General features: G+C 72.0%; 18 protein-coding genes. 9 read left to right on the top strand and 9 right to left on the bottom strand.

All coding sequences use genetic code 11. The annotated features are described in order from the left end of the window. The first annotated feature begins 6 nt into the window (after window positions 1–6). From cseB to OHA65_RS21310, 3 genes are all read left to right on the top strand, one after another. Window positions 7–720, top strand: coding sequence for a two-component system response regulator CseB (gene cseB / locus OHA65_RS21320; RefSeq protein ID WP_327284707.1), 714 nt, complete (start codon window positions 7–9; stop codon window positions 718–720). Further along, the gene (gene cseC / locus OHA65_RS21315) at window positions 717–2,030 is read left to right on the top strand and encodes a two-component system sensor histidine kinase CseC (protein ID WP_327284706.1); all 1,314 of its coding nucleotides are present in this window, start codon (window positions 717–719) and stop codon (window positions 2,028–2,030) included. The genes cseB and cseC overlap by 4 nt, the downstream gene beginning before the upstream one ends. A gap of 100 nt (window positions 2,031–2,130) precedes the next feature. Beyond that, the gene (locus tag OHA65_RS21310; protein WP_405762294.1) at window positions 2,131–3,405 is read left to right on the top strand and encodes a LamG domain-containing protein; all 1,275 of its coding nucleotides are present in this window, start codon (window positions 2,131–2,133) and stop codon (window positions 3,403–3,405) included. A 16-nt stretch (window positions 3,406–3,421) separates the two neighbouring features. Here OHA65_RS21310 and OHA65_RS21305 read toward each other — a convergent pair whose 3' ends face one another. Beyond that, entirely contained in the window at window positions 3,422–4,039 is a 618-nt protein-coding gene (locus OHA65_RS21305; protein ID WP_327284704.1) for a M23 family metallopeptidase, read from the bottom strand. Window positions 4,040–4,382: 343 nt separating this feature from the next. Then, window positions 4,383–6,908: an ATP-dependent Clp protease ATP-binding subunit gene (locus OHA65_RS21300; RefSeq protein ID WP_030158472.1), complete on the bottom strand. Its 2,526-nt coding sequence runs from the start codon at window positions 6,906–6,908 to the stop codon at window positions 4,383–4,385. Between the two features lie 450 nt (window positions 6,909–7,358). Here OHA65_RS21300 and OHA65_RS21295 point away from each other — a divergent pair, with 450 nt between their 5' ends. Beyond that, entirely contained in the window at window positions 7,359–7,970 is a 612-nt protein-coding gene (locus OHA65_RS21295) for an SCO3374 family protein (RefSeq protein ID WP_327284703.1), read from the top strand. Here the strand turns inward: OHA65_RS21295 and OHA65_RS21290 are convergent. The 7 genes from OHA65_RS21290 to OHA65_RS21260 all read right to left on the bottom strand — a co-directional run bounded on the left by OHA65_RS21290 (window position 7,949) and on the right by OHA65_RS21260 (window position 12,137). Beyond that, window positions 7,949–8,287, bottom strand: coding sequence for an Lsr2 family protein (locus OHA65_RS21290; RefSeq protein WP_030867899.1), 339 nt, complete (start codon window positions 8,285–8,287; stop codon window positions 7,949–7,951). The genes OHA65_RS21295 and OHA65_RS21290 overlap by 22 nt on opposite strands. A 165-nt stretch (window positions 8,288–8,452) precedes the next feature. Further along, a complete protein-coding gene (locus tag OHA65_RS21285; protein ID WP_327284702.1) occupies window positions 8,453–8,983 on the bottom strand; it encodes an amino-acid N-acetyltransferase in 531 nt (176 codons plus the stop codon). A 9-nt stretch (window positions 8,984–8,992) separates the two neighbouring features. Continuing rightward, window positions 8,993–9,496, bottom strand: a complete 504-nt coding sequence (locus OHA65_RS21280; protein ID WP_327284701.1) for a BlaI/MecI/CopY family transcriptional regulator — start codon at window positions 9,494–9,496, stop codon at window positions 8,993–8,995. Between the two features lie 153 nt (window positions 9,497–9,649). Continuing rightward, on the bottom strand, window positions 9,650–9,823 hold the full coding sequence (locus tag OHA65_RS21275; protein WP_327284700.1) for a hypothetical protein: 174 nt from the start codon (window positions 9,821–9,823) through the stop codon (window positions 9,650–9,652). 13 nt (window positions 9,824–9,836) lie between these two features. Continuing rightward, the gene (locus OHA65_RS21270) at window positions 9,837–10,517 is read right to left on the bottom strand and encodes a hypothetical protein (protein ID WP_328763334.1); all 681 of its coding nucleotides are present in this window, start codon (window positions 10,515–10,517) and stop codon (window positions 9,837–9,839) included. Between the two features lie 86 nt (window positions 10,518–10,603). Then, a complete protein-coding gene (locus tag OHA65_RS21265) occupies window positions 10,604–10,789 on the bottom strand; it encodes a DUF397 domain-containing protein (protein WP_327284698.1) in 186 nt (61 codons plus the stop codon). Between the two features lie 232 nt (window positions 10,790–11,021). Continuing rightward, window positions 11,022–12,137, bottom strand: coding sequence for a beta-eliminating lyase-related protein (locus OHA65_RS21260; RefSeq protein ID WP_327284697.1), 1,116 nt, complete (start codon window positions 12,135–12,137; stop codon window positions 11,022–11,024). 98 nt (window positions 12,138–12,235) lie between these two features. On the opposite strand from OHA65_RS21260, the gene OHA65_RS21255 reads away from it, so the two are divergent. The 5 genes from OHA65_RS21255 to OHA65_RS21235 are packed head-to-tail and all read left to right on the top strand — an operon-like array spanning window position 12,236 to window position 17,700. After that, complete coding sequence (locus tag OHA65_RS21255; protein WP_328763333.1) at window positions 12,236–13,165, top strand: DUF2520 domain-containing protein; 930 nt, start codon at window positions 12,236–12,238, stop codon at window positions 13,163–13,165. Beyond that, entirely contained in the window at window positions 13,162–14,166 is a 1,005-nt protein-coding gene (gene panC, locus OHA65_RS21250; protein WP_327284695.1) for a pantoate--beta-alanine ligase, read from the top strand. The genes OHA65_RS21255 and panC overlap by 4 nt, the downstream gene beginning before the upstream one ends. After that, complete coding sequence (locus OHA65_RS21245; RefSeq protein ID WP_327284694.1) at window positions 14,163–15,896, top strand: L-aspartate oxidase; 1,734 nt, start codon at window positions 14,163–14,165, stop codon at window positions 15,894–15,896. Before panC ends, OHA65_RS21245 begins: the two co-directional genes overlap by 4 nt. Beyond that, complete coding sequence (gene nadC, locus OHA65_RS21240) at window positions 15,893–16,891, top strand: carboxylating nicotinate-nucleotide diphosphorylase (RefSeq protein ID WP_327284693.1); 999 nt, start codon at window positions 15,893–15,895, stop codon at window positions 16,889–16,891. Before OHA65_RS21245 ends, nadC begins: the two co-directional genes overlap by 4 nt. Continuing rightward, on the top strand, window positions 16,891–17,700 hold the full coding sequence (locus OHA65_RS21235; RefSeq protein ID WP_327284692.1) for a type III pantothenate kinase: 810 nt from the start codon (window positions 16,891–16,893) through the stop codon (window positions 17,698–17,700). Before nadC ends, OHA65_RS21235 begins: the two co-directional genes overlap by 1 nt. The last annotated feature ends 168 nt before the right edge of the window (window positions 17,701–17,868 follow it).

The raw sequence follows: 17,868 nt of genomic DNA, 5'->3' as shown, positions 1-17,868 counted from the left end.
TTCCGCATGGCCGAGACCCATGTCCTGTTCGTGGAGGACGACGACGTCATCCGTGAGGCCACGACCCTGGCGCTGGAACGCGACGGGTTCGTGGTCACCGCCATGCCCGACGGCCTGTCCGGCCTGGAGTCCTTCCGGGCCGACCGCCCGGACATCGCGCTGCTCGACGTGATGGTGCCCGGCATGGACGGCGTGAGCCTGTGCCGCCGCATCCGCGACGAGTCCACCGTCCCCGTGATCATGCTGTCGGCGCGCGCCGACTCCATCGACGTCGTGCTGGGCCTGGAGGCGGGCGCCGACGACTACGTCACCAAGCCCTTCGACGGCTCGGTGCTCGTCGCCCGCATCCGCGCCGTGCTGCGCCGCTTCGGCCACGCCGGCGGCCCGCAGAACGGCCGGGCGGGCGCGAACGGCGAGGACCCCTCCGAGGAGCGCGGGGTGCTGCTCTTCGGCGACCTGGAGGTCGACACCGAAGGCATGGAGGTCCGCAAGGCCGGCGCCCCGGTGGCGCTCACGCCGACCGAGATGCGGCTGCTGCTGGAGTTCTCCTCCGCGCCCGGCACCGTACTGTCCCGCGACCGGCTGCTGGAGCGCGTCTGGGACTACGACTGGGGCGGCGACACCCGCGTCGTGGACGTCCACGTCCAGCGGCTGCGCACGAAGATCGGGCAGGACCGGATCGAAACGGTCCGGGGCTTCGGATACAAGCTGAAGGCATGAGGCGCTTCACCCTCCGTACGGGGATCCGCTGGAAGATCACGCTCGCCATCGCCGCCGTCGGCGCACTCGTCGCCGTCGCACTGAGCCTGGTCGTGCACAGTGCTGCCCGCGTGTCGATGCTGGAAAGCGCCCGCGAGGCACAGCTGACCAACGTGCAGTTCATCGCCCGCCTCGTCGAGACCGGGCGCAAGCCGCCCATGGGGGCCAAGCTCAACGACCCCGAGCTGCCCGCCTCGCTGCGCGAGAAGGCGAAGTCGGGGCGGCGCGGCACGTACGTCCACGAATCCCGCAAGGGCGTGCCGGAGGTGTGGGCCGCGGTGCCGCTCGGCAATGGCCAGGTGCTGTCGCTGCACGGCCCGTTCAAGGAGAGCGCCAACCTGGTGCGCGACCTGGACCGGGCCCTGGTCGTCGGGTCGCTGTCCGTCGTGGTCGCGGGCGCGGCGCTCGGCGTGCTCATCGGCGGGCAGATCTCGCGCCGGCTGCGCAAGGCCGCGACCGCCGCGCAGCGGGTGGCGCACGGGGATCCCGACGTACGGGTGCGGGACGCCGTCGGCGGCGTCGTCCGGGACGAGACCGACGACCTCGCGCGGGCCGTGGACGCCATGGCGGACGCGCTACAGCAGCGGCTGGAGGCCGAGCGGCGGGTGACCGCGGACATCGCCCACGAGCTGCGGACCCCGGTGACGGGCCTGCTCACAGCGGCGGAGCTGCTGCCTCCGGGGCGGCCGACCGAGCTGGTGCGCGACCGGGCGCAGGCGATGCGGGCGCTGGTCGAGGACGTGCTGGAGGTGGCCCGGCTGGACAGCGCGTCCGAGCGGGCGGAGCTCCAGGACGTGGCGCTGGGCGAGTTCGTGAGCCGACGGGTGACGGCACTGATGCCGGAGGCGTCGGTACGGGTGGTGGCGGACGAGATCGTCAGCACCGACCCGCGACGGCTGGAGCGGATCCTGGGCAACCTGCTGGCCAACGCCGCGCGGTACGGGCAGCCGCCGGTCCAGGTCGACATCGAGGGCCGGGTCGTACGGGTCCGGGACCACGGGCCGGGCTTCCCGGAGGCGCTGCTGCGCGAGGGGCCGAGCCGGTTCCGCACCGGCTCGACCGACCGGGCCGGGGTGGGGCACGGGCTGGGGCTGACCATCGCCGAGGGGCAGGCGCGGGTGCTGGGCGCCCGGCTGACGTTCCGCAACGTGGCGGCCCCGGGCGGCGTGGACCGCGAGGGTGCGGCGGCCGGAGCGGTGGCGGTGCTGTGGCTGCCGGAGCACGCGCCGACGGCGACGGGGAGCTTCCCCATCATCAAGCCGTCGGGCTGAGCCGGAGGAGGCGCCGGGACGCGGGACCGCCGGGCCGGGCCGGATGCCGATCGGGACCGGGCCGCACACCCGTGCGGTCCCGTGTTTTAGCATCCCAGGCATGACCGACGGTACGAATCCCTCCAGCAACCCGCAGCCCGAGCCCGCCCCGGGGAACGGGGGCTACGGGTTCCCGCCGGTCCCGCCGGCCCCCGCGGCCGGCTACGGCTACCCGCCCGGTGCGCCCGCCCCCGGTGGCGGTGGCTTCGGCCCCCCGCCGGCGGTTCCGCCCGCGGACGGCTCCGGCTACGGCTACCCGCAGCAGGGCGGCCATCCCGGTGCCCAGCCCGCCCCGTACCAGCAGGCCCCGGCCGCCGCGGTCCCGCCGCAGCAGCAGGAGTGGGCCCAGGGCCTGCCGAACATGGGCGCGCCGGCGCCGCCGGTCGGTCCGGGCCCCGGGCTCCCCGGGCCGTTCGCGCCGCAGTCGGACCAGCCGGACTGGGAGGCCATGGCCGACCGCTCGGCGGCCGAGAAGCGCAAGAAGCGGCTGTGGATGATCGGCGGCGGGGTGACCGTACTGGCCTTGCTCGCCGGCGGTGGAACGTTCCTGCTGCTGGGTGGCGACGGCAAGGACGAGAACGAGGCGAAGGACGACAAGCCGTCCCCGACCGTATCGGCCTCGCCCTCCCCCAGCGGCTCGAAGAGCAAGACTCCGGTCGACAACACCCCGACCGTCAAGGACGACCCGACGAGCATCCGCGACCGCAGCGGAAAGGCCCCGCTGAAGATGGGCCCCGACGCAGGGGTCTTCCCGATCGACAAGCGCTTCGAGATCCGCACGAAGGGCAACGAGAACTCGTACGCCGAGTCCGAGAAGCGCGTGGTGGACACGGCCAAGAGCTTCACCGTCTCGGCGCGGGTCTGGGTCCGCTCCGCCAAGGGGCGCCAGATCGCCGTCAGCCAGGGCAACGAGAAGTCGTCCTCGTTCGAGCTGGGCCTGGACCAGGTGAACGGCAAGCCGGCCTGGGTCTTCCGCGTGCAGACGGGCGACCAGGGCGCGGACGCCACCACCGTGGTCGTGGCCGGCGACAACCCGAAGATGGAGAAGACCTTCGCGGAGCTGACGGGGACCTACGACGCCGAGCGCAAGCTGGTCGCCCTGTACGTGAACGGGAAGAAGACGGGCGAGAGCGCGGTCCCGGGCGTCTTCCAGGCGCCGGGCCCGCTCCAGCTGGCCCGGACCCGGCACGAGGACAAGTGGACGGCCGCCTGGAGCGGCGCCATGGACAGCGTGCAGACGTACGACGTCCTGCTGTCCCCGGCGCAGATCGACACGCTCAAGGCGGGCCGGGTGGACGCGTCGGCGAAGCCGACGGGCTCCTGGCTGCTGTACTGAGCGGCTGCCGCTCGGATCAGACGGTGACGCCGACGTTGCGCAGGAACGCGACCGGGTTCACGGCCGAGCCGTAGTTCGGGGTGGTCCGGATCTCGAAGTGGAGGTGCGGGCCGCTGGAGTTGCCGGTGTTGCCGGACAGCGCGATCTGCGCACCCTTGGTGACCTTCTGGCCGATCCGGACCTGGATCTTCGAGAGGTGCGCGTACTGCGAGTACGTGTTGTTCGCGTGCTTGATCACGATGGCGTTGCCGTACGCCGGGCCGTCGCCGCCGCCGTTGGGGCCCGCCTTGACGACGATGCCGCCGTGGGCGGCCTTGACGGGGGTGCCGACGGGGCAGGCGAAGTCCTGGCCCGAGTGCTTGTGGGACCACATGGTGCCGCCCTTGCCGAAGGTCGCCGAGAGCGTGTAGGTCCCGACCGGCTTCTGCCAGGTGACGGTCTTCCCGGCGGCGGCCGCGGAGCCCTGGGCGGCGGCCTGGGCCGCGACCAGCTCGGGGGTGCCGGTCAGGGTGGTCTGCGGGGCGGTGTCGGCGAAGGCGGCGGTCGTTCCGGCCCCGAGAGCCAGGGCCGCACCGAGAGCGGTGGCGCCGAGGACGATACGGGTACGACGGGTGCTGACGCGCTTCACGGACATGTGGAGACCTCCGGGGCCGGGGACAAGGGCGGGGCGTGGCATGAAGCCACCCGGCGTGCCGGAAGGCGGTGCCGGACTTGCCCACCCTTGGTAACCCGTGTCCCGCGACATCCCCAAACCTCCCGATTACTACCGGGACTCGTAGGCGCGGAGGTGTGACGCAGCCGTTTGACGGCATCATTTCTGGGCGGAGGGCATCCCCATTCCAGGGCAAATCGGACATTGGACCTACGAGAGGTCCTCGTAGGTCCGATTTGCCCTGTGCGGCTTGTCACCGGAAAAGGGGCGGCCCCGGAACCGAATGGTTCCGGGGCCGCCCCTCGTGCAGCGGTGCGACCGGTGCTTACGCGCCCTTGCTCAGGTCCGGGCCGGAGCCCGTGGCCTCGATCGGGGGCAGGTCCGGCAGAGCCGACTTCTCCTCGCCGCGGAAGGTGAACTTGGCGTCCTCGCCGTCACCCTCCTTGCCCACGACCACGATGTGGCCGGGACGCAGCTCGCCGAAGAGGATCTTCTCGGACAGGATGTCCTCGATCTCGCGCTGGATGGTGCGGCGCAGCGGGCGGGCACCCAGGATCGGGTCGTAGCCCCGCTTGGCGAGCAGGAGCTTCGCGTCGCCGCTCAGCTCGATGCCCATGTCGCGGTCCTTCAGGCGCTCGTCGACCTTGGCGATCATCAGGTCGACGATCTGGATGATGTCTTCCTGCGACAGCTGGTGGAAGACGACCGTGTCGTCGACACGGTTCAGGAACTCGGGCCGGAAGTGCTGCTTGAGCTCTTCGTTGACCTTCGCCTTCATCCGGTCGTAACCGGTCTTGACGTCGCCCACGGCGGCGAAGCCGAGGTTGAAGCCCTTCGAGATGTCCCGGGTACCCAGGTTGGTCGTCATGATGATGACCGTGTTCTTGAAGTCCACGACCCGGCCCTGGGAGTCGGTCAGACGACCGTCCTCCAGGATCTGGAGAAGGGAATTGAAGATATCCGGGTGGGCCTTCTCGACCTCGTCGAAGAGGACGACGGAGAACGGCTTGCGGCGCACCTTCTCGGTGAGCTGGCCGCCCTCTTCGTAGCCCACGTAGCCGGGGGGCGAACCGAAGAGGCGGGAAACCGTGTGCTTCTCGCTGAACTCCGACATGTCGAGGGAGATCAGCGCGTCCTCGTCGCCGAAGAGGAATTCGGCGAGCGTCTTGGACAGCTCGGTCTTACCGACGCCGGACGGGCCGGCGAAGATGAACGAGCCACCCGGGCGCTTCGGGTCCTTCAGACCCGCACGGGTACGGCGGATGGCCTGGGAGAGCGCCTTGATGGCGTCCTTCTGGCCGATGACGCGCTTGTGGAGCTCGTCTTCCATGCGGAGCAGTCGCGAGGACTCCTCCTCGGTGAGCTTGAAGACGGGAATGCCGGTCGCGGTCGCGAGGACTTCGGCGATGAGCTCGCCGTCGACCTCGGCGACGACGTCCATGTCGCCGGCCTTCCATTCCTTCTCGCGCTTGGCCTTCGCCGCCAGCAGCTGCTTCTCCTTGTCACGGAGGGAAGCCGCCTTCTCGAAGTCCTGGGAGTCGATGGCCGACTCCTTGTCGCGGCGCACGCCCGCGATCTTCTCGTCGAACTCGCGGAGGTCCGGCGGCGCGGTCATCCGGCGGATGCGCATCCGGGAGCCGGCCTCGTCGATCAGGTCGATCGCCTTGTCCGGCAGGAAGCGGTCCGAGATGTACCGGTCGGCCAGCGTCGCCGCCTGGACCAGGGCCTCGTCCGTGATGGAGACGCGGTGGTGGGCCTCGTAGCGGTCGCGCAGGCCCTTGAGGATCTCGATCGTGTGGGGGAGGGAAGGCTCCGCCACCTGGATCGGCTGGAAGCGGCGCTCAAGGGCCGCGTCCTTCTCAAGGTGCTTGCGGTACTCGTCCAGCGTCGTGGCACCGATGGTCTGGAGCTCACCACGGGCCAGCATGGGCTTGAGGATGCTGGCGGCGTCGATCGCGCCCTCGGCGGCGCCCGCACCCACGAGGGTGTGGAGCTCGTCGATGAACAGGATGATGTCGCCGCGGGTGCGGATCTCCTTGAGCACCTTCTTCAGGCGCTCCTCGAAGTCACCGCGGTAGCGGGAGCCCGCGACCAGGGCGCCGAGGTCCAGGGTGTAGAGGTGCTTGTCCTTGAGGGTCTCGGGCACCTCGCCCTTGACGATCGCCTGGGCCAGGCCCTCGACGACGGCGGTCTTGCCGACGCCGGGCTCGCCGATGAGGACCGGGTTGTTCTTGGTACGGCGGGACAGGACCTGCATGACCCGCTCGATCTCCTTCTCGCGCCCGATGACCGGGTCGAGCTTGGATTCGCGGGCGGCCTGCGTGAGATTGCGGCCGAACTGGTCCAGGACGAGGGAGGTCGAGGGGGTGCCCTCGGCCGGGCCGCCGGCCGTGGCCGACTCCTTGCCTCCGCCGGAGTAGCCGGAAAGCAGCTGGATGACCTGCTGCCGGACTCGGTTGAGATCGGCGCCCAGCTTCACCAGGACCTGGGCGGCGACGCCCTCGCCCTCGCGAATGAGGCCGAGCAGGATGTGCTCGGTGCCGATGTAGTTGTGGCCGAGCTGGAGGGCCTCACGGAGCGAAAGCTCCAGGACCTTCTTCGCCCGCGGAGTGAAGGGGATGTGGCCGGACGGGGCCTGCTGCCCCTGACCGATGATCTCCTCAACCTGCTGGCGAACAGCCTCGAGCGAAATCCCGAGGCTCTCCAGGGCCTTAGCGGCGACACCCTCACCCTCGTGGATCAGACCCAGGAGGATGTGCTCGGTGCCGATGTAGTTGTGGTTGAGCATCCGGGCTTCTTCCTGAGCCAGGACGACAACCCGCCGCGCGCGGTCGGTGAACCTCTCGAACATCGTTTATCGCTCCTCAGAGCGGTCGGGCAGTTCGGGGTCGGTCCCCGCCCTGTCCTTCCGCATGCTAGTCCCGCGGGGCGGGACAGCTCATTCCAACTGCCGACATCCGTCCGCGATCACCCCCACGTCAGTGGGGAAAACCGGCTTCATCAGCCGACAACTGCTCCAACCCGATGGTGCGAGACGATGTTCCCGCAGGCCAGGCAGATACCCGTCACACGTGTACGCCGATGGCGAACGGAAGCCGGCCAAATCAGCGTGTCGCCCCGATCCACTAGGAATGTCTTACCCGTAAGGACCGACACTCCATGCCGGTGGCGCCGGTTCCCTCAGCTACGGGCGAACACGATTGCGTCCCGAATGTAGGACCCCACCCCGACGGAAGTTTACGTTCCGCACAGAACCCGGTGCGCTGCGTAACTCCACGGTCGCCGCGGAGTTGCTCCGGACATGGCCGTCACCGCTCCGCTCCCCCGCGTCGCGCCCGAGGATTCTCCCGCGGATTCGTTCCGGGACGCGTACGCGTCCTGGTACGAGGGGGTGCTCGGCTGGCCCGTCGCGGCCGGGCCGCCCGCCCGGCTGCTCACCGGGACGCGGTTCGACGTACTGGAGCTACCGGCCGATGCCGGGGCGGAGCTGCTGCGCAGGCCGCTCGCCACGGGGCCGGTGGCGCTCACCGGACGCCGGATGCGGTTCCTGGTGGCTCCGGGGAGCGCGGACGAGCTGGAGGGGCTGCTCGACTGGCTGGAGTGGGGCGGAGTCGCCCTGGACCTCGTCGGGCTGGGCGCCGGCGGCCGGATCGCGGCACCGGTTCCACCGGGACACCCCGGGGGAACTCCCCGGGGGGCCGCCGTGTGGCTGCGACCCCCCGAGCAGGGGTGTGAGGCACTGCTGCCGTCCCTGCCCGGTCCCGGGCAGGGTGCCGGTCCCGGGCACGGTGGTGCCGGGCCCGATCTCGTACGCCTGGTCGCCGCGGCGGCGACGGAATGCCACCGGGCGCGCCTGTGGCGGCGTACGCCCCTGGAACGAGAGGCCGCGGGTCAGCCCTTGGCGTTCTCGTAGGCCTCGCGGATCTCCTGCGGGACGCGCCCGCGGTCGTTGACGCTCATCCCCTGGGCCTTGGCCCACGCGCGGATCTCCGCGGTGTCCGGGTTGCCGGACGTCGCGGCCGTCCGCGTCTTGGCGCGACCACCGGAGGCGCGGCCGCCGGTGCGGCGAGCGCCCTTGACGTAGTCGGCGAGCGCGGAACGCAGCTTCTCCGCGTTGGCGGTGGTGAGGTCGATCTCGTAGGTCTTGCCATCCAGAGCGAACGTCACGGTCTCGTCCGCCTCGCCACCGTCGAGGTCGTCGACAAGAAGGACCTGAACCTTCTGTGCCACCGGGATTTCCTTTCATCGAAAAGCAGTACGCGGAAAGGAAACCGCTTTTCCCTGGAAAACACAAACCCCCGGGGAGAGGTTCGAGACCGCAACGCGGCGGGAAACGTGCGCGATTCGGACATAGGCCACAGGTGCGCGGAGCACGGGAAAAGCCACCGTGATCGTTCAGAGGTGCAGAAGCATCCGGCTGTTGCCCAAGGTGTTCGGCTTCACCCGTTCGAGACCGAGGAACTCGGCGACGCCCTCGTCATAGGAACGCAGGAGCTCCATGTAGACATCCGTCTCGACCGGGGTCTCGCCGATCTCGACGAAGCCGTGCTTCGCGAAGAAGTCCACTTCGAAGGTGAGGCAGAAAACCTTCGAGACGCCCACTGCCCGGGCGGTGTCCAACAACTGCCCGAGCAGCTGATGGCCGACTCCAGCGCCCTTCAACTCGCGGTCGACCGCGAGAGTACGCACTTCGGCCAGGTCTTCCCACATGACGTGGAGAGCGCCGCAGCCCACCACCTGGCCGTCGGAACCGCGTTCCGCGACCCAGAACTCCTGGATGTCCTCGTAAAGGACGACCGGGGCTTTGTCGAGGAGGATCCGCTGCTGCACGTACTGGTCGAGCAGGCGGCGCAGTGCGGGAACATCGCCGGTGCGGGCACGGCGGATCGTCAGTGTTTTTGCGTGTGCAGCGGAAAACTCACCCATGCCCGGACGCTATCGCCCCGGCTCGGTGCCGCGCCCGGCGGAGTCCCCTTCGGCGGGCGGCTGTTCGGAAGGCGCTTCGGAGGCCGCTTCGGGAAGTGCATCGGGGGCCGCTGCGGCAGGGGGCGCCGCGGCGGACTCGGCGCCCGACTCGGCGTCGTACCCGACGATGCGGATGGCGTCCCGGAGGGCTTCGCGCTGTTCCGCGGACATCATGCCGAAGAAGGCCACGAGGGCGGCCGCGGGGTTGTCGCTCGTCGACCACGCTTCGTTCATCAGTGCGGCCGAGTAGGCGGCTCGGGTGGAGACCGCCGTATATCGATAGGCGCGGCCTTCGGCTTCCCGGCGGACCCAGCCCTTCTGATGAAGATTGTCCATAACCGTCATGACCGTGGTGTACGCGATGGACCGTTCCTGCTGGAGGTCTTCCAGTACTTCACGAACAGTGACCGGGCGGTTCCACTGCCACACCCGCGTCATGACCGCGTCTTCGAGTTCTCCCAAGGGGCGAGGCACAACAGCACGATAGTGCGGAATGTGCGGAATTGCCCGGCTATTCGGAAGGCAACGCGCCACGAAATCCCGGGGGCGCCCCGACGAAGTCGCGGGAACCCCCGGCCCTGCACGTGTGCCCCGGGTAGTGGCTGCGCGCCGTCCGGGGGGTGCCGGCTACTTGCCGGGCTGCGCCTGCCGGGCGGCCTCGGCGCGGGCGATCACGGCGTCGGCCGCCGCGTCTTCCTTCGCCTTGTTGGCGCCGCCCTGGCTCTTCACGATCGTCACGACGAGTGCGATGAAGAAGCCGGCCATCACTACGGGGGGCACGAGCGCGGAAACGTAGTCCATGCCCCCAGCGTAGCTACCCGGCGGCGAGCCCGGCCGCCGGGGGCGGGGTGGGCTTGCGGCGCGGCGGGAACACCTCGCCGGGCGTCGGAATGGGCCGCTCGGACGGGCGTTCGGCGGGCCGCTCGGGGTCCTTGGGCTCCTTGGGGGTCGGCGCGGGACGGGCGGGCTCCTCCTTGCCGCCCTTGCCGCCCTTCTCACCCTTCTCACCCTTGGCGTCCTTCGCGCCCTTGTCCTCCTTGCCGTCCTTCCCGCCCGCCAGGGCGAACAGGCGCGTCCGGGGCGCGGGCGCGGTCGAGAACCGCCGCCGCACGGAGCGCTCGGCGATGGCCTGGCAGCGTTCCAGCAGGGCCGCCGCGACCGGGTTGGCCCGTAGCGCGCGCAGTGCCGCGAGGTCGTCGGGCGCGGGCTCGTACCCCGCCGCCAGGGCGTCCTGGAGCAGCTCCAGGTAGCCGGAGAGGCTGCCGGGCAGGGCGCCGCGGTAGCGGGCGAGGTCGGCGAGGAGGAACTCTCTCAGCCGCCCCGCCTCCTGGACCGCTTCGTCCACCGACTGCGCGAGGCGCAGGCAGTCCTGGACCTCGGAGGTCGTCAGGGGGGCCGTGGAGGACTGGAGGGCGTGGGCGAGCGTTCGCCTGAGCACGTGCAGCTCGGCGGCGCTGAACGCCATGCCGCCGCGGGATCCGTAGGGCGTGGGCATGGGCCGAAGATACGCGCTAATCGGACAAAATCCCCTGAGGGGCGTGATTCCGGGCGCGTCCGCCGAGCGACGGGCCGGGGCGGGCCCTACCCCTGCGCCTTGACTGCGTCAAGGAAGTCGGCCCAGGCGGCCTGGGTGGTGGCCAGAACCAGGTGCGCGGGGTCGGCCCGGTCAGCGACACGGACGAGGTGTCCGGGGGCCGCGGAGACGTAGACGCAGGCGTCTCCTTCGCCGCAGTACGTGGACTTCTGCCAGGCGGGGTGAGCGGTCATGGTGTCTCTCCTCGGGGGACGGCTCCGTTGCTTCCCGTGGAAGGGAAGGTAACTCCGTCGGGGCGCCGGACCGACGACTTCGGCGGAATTCGGTGCGTCGTCGTTGAACTGGCGGGACCGTTCGTGCATCTGCGGCACCGCCGCCGGGGGCCCCGCCCCGCACTCCTGCGCCCGGACGACGCCGGGTCCGCACCGTGCCCGGCGGGGCCCGGAAGCGCGGGGCGGGCCCGCCTCAGAGGCGGGCCGTGAAGGCCCGGGTGGCCTCGCGGACGTCTTCCGCGGTCCAGGTGAGGCCCGGCTGCGTGACCGTGACTTCCGTCATCGACACGCCCGGGACCACCGTCGGGGACCACCTGCGGAAGAGGACCGTGCCTGTCTCCTCCGCCAGGCGGACGCCCGCCTCCGTCAGCCGGTCGGCCCCGTACGGCAGCCACACCTGGAACTGGTGCGTGTGCGGGACCTCCGGGTTGATCCGGAACCAGGGGGCCGGACCGTCGGCCAGGGCCTCGGCCAGCGCCGCCGCCACGACGCGGGCCCGCTCCACGTACGACGGCAGGCGCGGCAGCTCCCGGTCCAGGCCCGCCAGCGCCGACAGGGCCTGCGGGAACTGGTGGAAGATCTGGCCGCCGTACCGGTGGCGCCAGACCCTCGCCTCCGAGACCAGGGACGAGGAGCCCGCCAGGGCCGCGCCGCTGAGGCCGCCGAGCGACTTGTAGAACGAGACGTACACCGAGTCCGCGAGCCCCGCGATCTCCGGCAACGGCCGCCCGAAGTGCACCGTCGACTCCCACAGCCGGGCCCCGTCGAAGTGGACGACCGCGTCCCGGTCTCGGGCCGCGTCGACCACGGCCTCCAGCTCCTCCCAGGAGGGGAGGAGGAATCCGGCCTCCCGCAGCGGCAGCTCCAGCATCAGCGTCCCGAACGGCTCCGGCAGGTCCGCGACGTCCTCGGCCGTCGGCTGGCGCGGGTCCGTCGTCGGGTGCACCGTCCGCAGGCCCGAGACCAGCGACAGCGCACCGCCCTCCCACACCTCCGGGTGGCTCATCGGGTGCAGCGCGACCACCTGGTTCCCGGTCCGGCCGGCCCAGCAGCGCAGCGCGATCTGCTGGGCCATCGTCCCGGACGGGAAGAACGCCGCGTCCTCCGTGCCCAGGAGCTCCGCCACCCGCCGCTCCAGCCGGGTCACCACGCCGTCCCCGTACACGTCGGCCGGCTCGTCGGGATCCGGCGCCGCCAGACCCGACAGCAGCTCGCCGACCGTCGCCTCGCGCGGGCTGCCGCTGAGCCTCCGCTCGGCGCTGCGCCCCGCCGCCACCAGCCTCTTCGTCAGATCGTCGTCAGCAGTCATGCCCCCGATCATCGCCGACCGGCCAACACGCCCAGGGGCTAGCATGGCGACGTATCGTCCGGTACCCCCCGCGGACTGGAACGGAAGGCCCTCCCCGCGTGAATTCATCCCAGCAACCGCGCCCGGCCCGGCTCACCGTCGGCGTCGTCGGCGCCGGTCGGGTCGGCCCCGCGCTGGCCCGCGCACTCCAGCAGGCCGGACACCGGCCGGTCGCCGTCTCCGGCGTCTCCGACGCCTCCCGCCGGCGCGCCGCGCGGATGCTGCCCGACGTGCCGCTCGTACCGCCCGCGCAGGTGCTGGAGCTGGCCGACCTGGTCCTGCTGACCGTGCCCGACGACGCGCTGCCGTCGCTCGTCGAGGGGCTCGCCGAAACCGGCGCGGTCCGGCCGGGCCAGCTCCTCGTCCACACCTCCGGGCGGTACGGGACCGCCGTGCTGGCCCCGGCCCGGCGCGCGGGCGCGCTCCCGCTGGCCCTGCACCCGGCGATGACCTTCACCGGCACCGAGGTCGACGTACAGCGGCTCGCCGGCTGCTCGTTCGGCGTCACGGCTCCCGAGGAGCTGCGGCTCGCGGCCGAGGCCCTGGTGATCGAGATGGGCGGGGAGCCCGAGTGGATCGCGGAGGAGAACCGTCCGCTCTACCACGCGGCCCTCGCACTCGGCGCGAACCACTTGGTCACCCTGGTCGCCCAGGCCATGGAGCTGCTGCACAAGGCCGGGGTCGAGCACCCCGACCGGATGCTCGGCCCGCTGCTCGGCGCGGCCCTCGACAACGCCCTGCGCTCCGGTGACGCCGCGCTGACCGGCCCGGTGGCCCGCGGTGACGCCGGCACCGTCGCCGCCCACGTCTCGGAGCTGCGCAAGCACGCCCCCAGCACGGTCGCCGGGTACCTGGCGATGGCCCGCACCACCGCCGACCGGGCCCTCGCGCACGGCCTCCTGAAGCCCGAACTCGCCGAGGACCTGCTCGGGGTGCTCGCCGACGGCGCGGACCGCGTCAACGGCACCGAAGGGGACGACCGCCGGTGAACCACGACCTGCTGCTGATCGACACCGCGGAGGAACTGCACAAGCTCCCGCGCACCGCCGAGGGCCCGCGCGCCGTCGTGATGACCATGGGCGCCCTCCACGAGGGCCACGCCACCTTGATCCGCACGGCCCGCGAGCAGGCCGGGCCCGCGGGCCAGGTCGTGGTCACCGTCTTCGTGAACCCGCTGCAGTTCGGGGCCAACGAGGACCTCGACCGCTACCCCCGCACCCTCGACGCCGACCTGGAGATCGCCCGGGCGGCCGGCGCCGATGCGGTGTTCGCCCCGGCGGTCGACGAGGTCTACCCCGGCGGCGCCCCCCAGGTGCGGGTCAGCGCCGGCCCGATGGGCGAGCGCCTCGAAGGGGCCACCCGGCCCGGCCACTTCGACGGCATGCTGACCGTCGTCGCCAAGCTGCTCCACCTCACCCGTCCCGACCTGGCCCTCTTCGGCCAGAAGGACGCGCAGCAGCTGGCCCTGATCCGACGGATGGTCACCGACCTGAACTTCCCCGCGAAGGTGGTCGGCGTACCGACCGTCCGCGAGGAGGACGGGCTCGCGCTGTCCTCCCGCAACCGGTACCTCTCCGACCGAGAGCGGCGCACCGCCCTGGCCCTGTCCCGCGCCCTGTTCGCCGGGCAGGACCGGCTCGCCGCGCAGGCCGCGCTGCGGGCCCGCGCCGAGGCGTCTCCGGCCAGCGACGAGCGGGCCACCGCCCTGGCCCGGCTCGGCGAGATCCGGTCGGCCGCCGACGCACACGCCGTGTCCGCCGCGGGCACCGGCCTCCCGGACGCCGTACGGGCCGCCGCCCGGCACGTCCTGGAGGAGGCGGCCCGGCAGGATCCGCCGCTGCTGCTGGACTACCTGGCCCTGGTGGATCCGCAGGACTTCACCGATGTCGGCCCCGACTTCACCGGGCAGGCCGTGCTGGCCGTCGCCGCGAAGGTGGGGACGACCCGGCTGATCGACAACATCCCATTGGAGTTCGGAGCACACACGTGAGCACCCCAGGCACAGCCACCGCCGGTACCGGCATACGGCTGCACGCCCCCGCCCCCGGCTGGGCCGTCGACGCGGACGTCGTCGTCGTCGGCTCCGGCGTCGCCGGCCTGACGGCCGCACTGCGCTGCGCCGCCGCGGGCCGCCGTACGGTCGTGGTCACCAAGGCCCGCCTCGACGACGGCTCCACGCGCTGGGCGCAGGGCGGGATCGCCGCGGCCCTCGGCGACGGCGACACTCCCGGGCAGCACCTGGACGACACGCTCGTCGCGGGCGCCGGACTGTGCGACGGGGCCGCGGTGCGGCTCCTCGTCACCGAGGGACCGGACGCCGTGCGCCGGCTCATCGCCACCGGGGCGGTCTTCGACACCTCCGCCGAGACCGGCGAGATAGAGCTGACCCGTGAGGGCGGCCACCACCGCCGCCGGATCGCGCACGCGGGCGGCGATGCCACCGGCGCCGAGATCTCCCGGGCGCTGGTCGAAGCCGTGCAGGCGGCCGGCATCGAGACGGTCGAGAACGCGCTCGTACTGGACCTGCTCCAGGACGCCGAGGGCCGTACGGCCGGTGTCACCCTGCACGTCATGGGCGAGGGCCAGCACGACGGCGTCGGCGCCGTCCACGCGCCCGCCGTGATCCTCGCGACCGGCGGCATGGGCCAGGTCTTCTCGGCCACCACCAACCCGTCGGTGTCCACCGGCGACGGGGTCGCGCTGGCCCTGCGGGCCGGGGCCGAGGTCTCCGACCTGGAGTTCGTCCAGTTCCACCCCACCGTGCTGTTCCTCGGCCCGGACGCCGAGGGCCAGCAGCCGCTGGTGTCGGAGGCGGTCCGCGGCGAGGGCGCCCACCTGGTCGACGGCGACGGCGTCCGCTTCATGCTCGGACAGCACGAGCTGGCCGAGCTGGCCCCGCGCGACATCGTGGCCAAGGGCATCACGCGCCGCATGCAGGAGCAGGGCGCGCAGCACATGTACCTGGACGCCCGCCACTTCGGCGCGCAGATGTGGGAGCAGCGCTTCCCGACCATCCTGGCCGCCTGCCGCTCCCACGGCATCGACCCGGTGACCGAGCCGATCCCGGTCGCGCCCGCCGCGCACTACGCCTCCGGCGGCGTACGGACCGACCTGCACGGCCGGACGACCGTCCCCGGGCTGTACGCGTGCGGCGAGGTGGCCTGCACCGGCGTGCACGGCGCGAACCGGCTCGCGTCCAACTCCCTGTTGGAGGGCCTGGTCTTCGCCGAGCGGATCGCCGACGACATCATCGGCCGGGCGCCCGCGGGCAACGGCCCGGGCATCCCGGTCCCCGCGACCGGGCCGCTCCAGCCCGCCGGGGCGCGGTACGAGATCCAGCGCATCATGACGGCAGGCGCGGGCGTGCTCCGCTCGGCCGAGTCCCTGCGCACGGCGGCCGCCGCCCTGGAGGACCTGTACGCGACCGCCCTCACGGCGCTGGAGACGGACGGCAAGACCGCCGTGCCCGGCACCGAGACCTGGGAGGCCACGAACCTGCTGTGCGTGGCCCGCGTGCTGGTCGCCGCCGCCCTGCGCCGCGAGGAGACCCGCGGCTGCCACTGGCGCGAGGACCACCCCGACCGCGACGACGCCGCCTGGCGCCGCCACCTCGTCGTCCGGCTGTCCGCCACCGAAAAGCGGGCCCTGGTCGTCATCCCCACCGACTCCGCGGGCTTTCCGTCCGTACAGCACCCCCTGAGCCAGGAGCAGTCATCGTGAGCACCCCCGAAACGCACGACCACGAGCACGAGCACGCGGAGCTGCCGCTCCTCGACGAGTCCGCGGGCGGCTGCGGCGACGACTGCGGCTGCGGCGACGGCGAGGAGTCCGGCCTGGACCCGGCGCTGGCCCAGCTGCTGGCCGACGCGGGCCTGGACCCGATCGAGGTCGAGGACATCGCCCACATGGCGATCTCCGAGGACCTTGACGGCGGGGTGGACGTGACCACGGTGGCGACCGTCCCCGAGGACGCCGTCGCGCACGCCGACTTCACCGCCCGCGAGGCGGGCACGGTCGCCGGCCTGCGCGTCGCCGAGGCCGTCCTGTCCGTCGTCTGCGAGGACGAGTTCGAGGTCGAGCGGCACGTCGAGGACGGCGACCGGGTGAAGCCCGGCCAGGTGCTGCTGACGGTCAGGGCCCGCACCCGGGACCTGCTGACCGGTGAGCGCAGCGCGCTGAACCTGCTCTGCCTGATGTCGGGCATCGCGACGGCGACCCGTACGTGGGCCGACGAGCTGCAGGGCACCGGGGCGAAGGTCCGTGACACCCGCAAGACCACGCCGGGCCTGCGCTCCCTGGAGAAGTACGCAGTGCGCTGCGGCGGCGGCGTCAACCACCGGATGTCGCTGTCGGACGCGGCACTGGTCAAGGACAACCACGTGATCGCGGCGGGCGGTGTCGCGGAGGCGTTCAAGGCCGTCCGCGAGCAGTTCCCCGACCTGCCGATCGAGGTCGAGGTGGACACCCTGCACCAGGTCCGCGAGGCCCTGGACGCGGGCGCCGACCTGATCCTGCTGGACAACTTCACGCCGATCGAGACCGAGGAGGCCGTCGCGCTGGTCGCCGGCCGCGCGGTGCTGGAGTCCTCCGGCCGGCTCACGCTGGCCAACGCCCGCGCGTACGCGGAGACGGGCGTGGACTACCTGGCGGTCGGCGGGCTCACGCACTCGTCCCCGATCATGGACATCGGGCTGGACCTGCGCGAGGAGCGGTAATGCTGCTGACCATCGACGTCGGCAACACCCACACCGTGCTCGGCCTGTTCGACGGTGACGAGATCGTCGAGCACTGGCGGATCTCGACCGACCCGCGGCGCACGGCCGACGAGATGGCCGTGCTGATGCAGGGTCTGATGGGCATGCACCCGATGCTCGGCAGCGAGCTGGGCGACGGCATCCACGGCATCGCGATCTGCTCGACCGTGCCGTCGGTGCTGCACGAGCTGCGCGAGGTGACCCGCCGCTACTACGGCGACGTCCCCGCGGTGCTCGTGGAGCCCGGCATCAAGACGGGCGTGCCGATCCTGATGGACAACCCGAAGGAGGTCGGCGCGGACCGCATCATCAACGCGGTCGCCGCCGTCGAGCTCTACGGCGGCCCGGCGATCGTGGTCGACTTCGGTACGGCTACCACCTTCGACGCGGTGTCCACGAAGGGCGAGTACGTGGGCGGGGTGATCTCCCCGGGCATCGAGATCTCGATGGAGGCCCTCGGCGTACGGGGCGCCCAGCTCCGCAAGATCGAGCTGGCGCGGCCGCGCAACGTGATCGGCAAGTCCACGGTCGAGGCCATGCAGTCGGGCGTGGTCTACGGTTTCGCGGGCCAGGTCGACGGGATCGTGAACCGGATGGCCCGCGAGCTGGCGGGCCCGACCGGCCAGCCGTCCGACGTACGGGTCATCGCGACGGGCGGGCTCGCCCCGATCGTCCTCGGCGAGTCCTCCGTCATCGACGACCACGAGCCGTGGCTGACGCTGATCGGGCTGCGCCTGGTGTACGAGCGCAACGCGCCGAACTTCGACTGAGGCCGCGCAGCCCTCCTGCCTGCCGGCCTGCCGCATGCATGCCGCTCGCCCCGCCCCGCCCGCACGGTTGCCGGGGGGCGGGCGGGCTGCGCGGCCTCTCACTCCTCGCCGTTCTGAAGACTCGGGTTCGACCTGATGAATTAGCTTGAGCCCAACTCGTCGACAGGC

It is taken from the genome of Streptomyces sp. NBC_00045 (assembly GCF_045041095.1).
Lineage (GTDB): Bacteria > Actinomycetota > Actinomycetes > Streptomycetales > Streptomycetaceae > Streptomyces.
Note: the sequence above shows the minus strand (reverse complement) of the source record. Positions and strands in the feature narration are given on the sequence as shown.

Coding starts and splice junctions, on each gene's coding strand:
- cseB (WP_327284707.1), top strand. CDS start 7: ATGGCCGAGACCCATGTCCTGTTCGTGGAGGACGACGACGTCATCCGT.
- cseC (WP_327284706.1), top strand. CDS start 717: ATGAGGCGCTTCACCCTCCGTACGGGGATCCGCTGGAAGATCACGCTC.
- OHA65_RS21310 (WP_405762294.1), top strand. CDS start 2,131: ATGACCGACGGTACGAATCCCTCCAGCAACCCGCAGCCCGAGCCCGCC.
- OHA65_RS21305 (WP_327284704.1), bottom strand. CDS start 4,039: ATGTCCGTGAAGCGCGTCAGCACCCGTCGTACCCGTATCGTCCTCGGC.
- OHA65_RS21300 (WP_030158472.1), bottom strand. CDS start 6,908: ATGTTCGAGAGGTTCACCGACCGCGCGCGGCGGGTTGTCGTCCTGGCT.
- OHA65_RS21295 (WP_327284703.1), top strand. CDS start 7,359: ATGGCCGTCACCGCTCCGCTCCCCCGCGTCGCGCCCGAGGATTCTCCC.
- OHA65_RS21285 (WP_327284702.1), bottom strand. CDS start 8,983: ATGGGTGAGTTTTCCGCTGCACACGCAAAAACACTGACGATCCGCCGT.
- OHA65_RS21275 (WP_327284700.1), bottom strand. CDS start 9,823: ATGGACTACGTTTCCGCGCTCGTGCCCCCCGTAGTGATGGCCGGCTTC.
- OHA65_RS21270 (WP_328763334.1), bottom strand. CDS start 10,517: ATGCCCACGCCCTACGGATCCCGCGGCGGCATGGCGTTCAGCGCCGCC.
- OHA65_RS21265 (WP_327284698.1), bottom strand. CDS start 10,789: ATGACCGCTCACCCCGCCTGGCAGAAGTCCACGTACTGCGGCGAAGGA.
- OHA65_RS21260 (WP_327284697.1), bottom strand. CDS start 12,137: ATGACTGCTGACGACGATCTGACGAAGAGGCTGGTGGCGGCGGGGCGC.
- OHA65_RS21235 (WP_327284692.1), top strand. CDS start 16,891: ATGCTGCTGACCATCGACGTCGGCAACACCCACACCGTGCTCGGCCTG.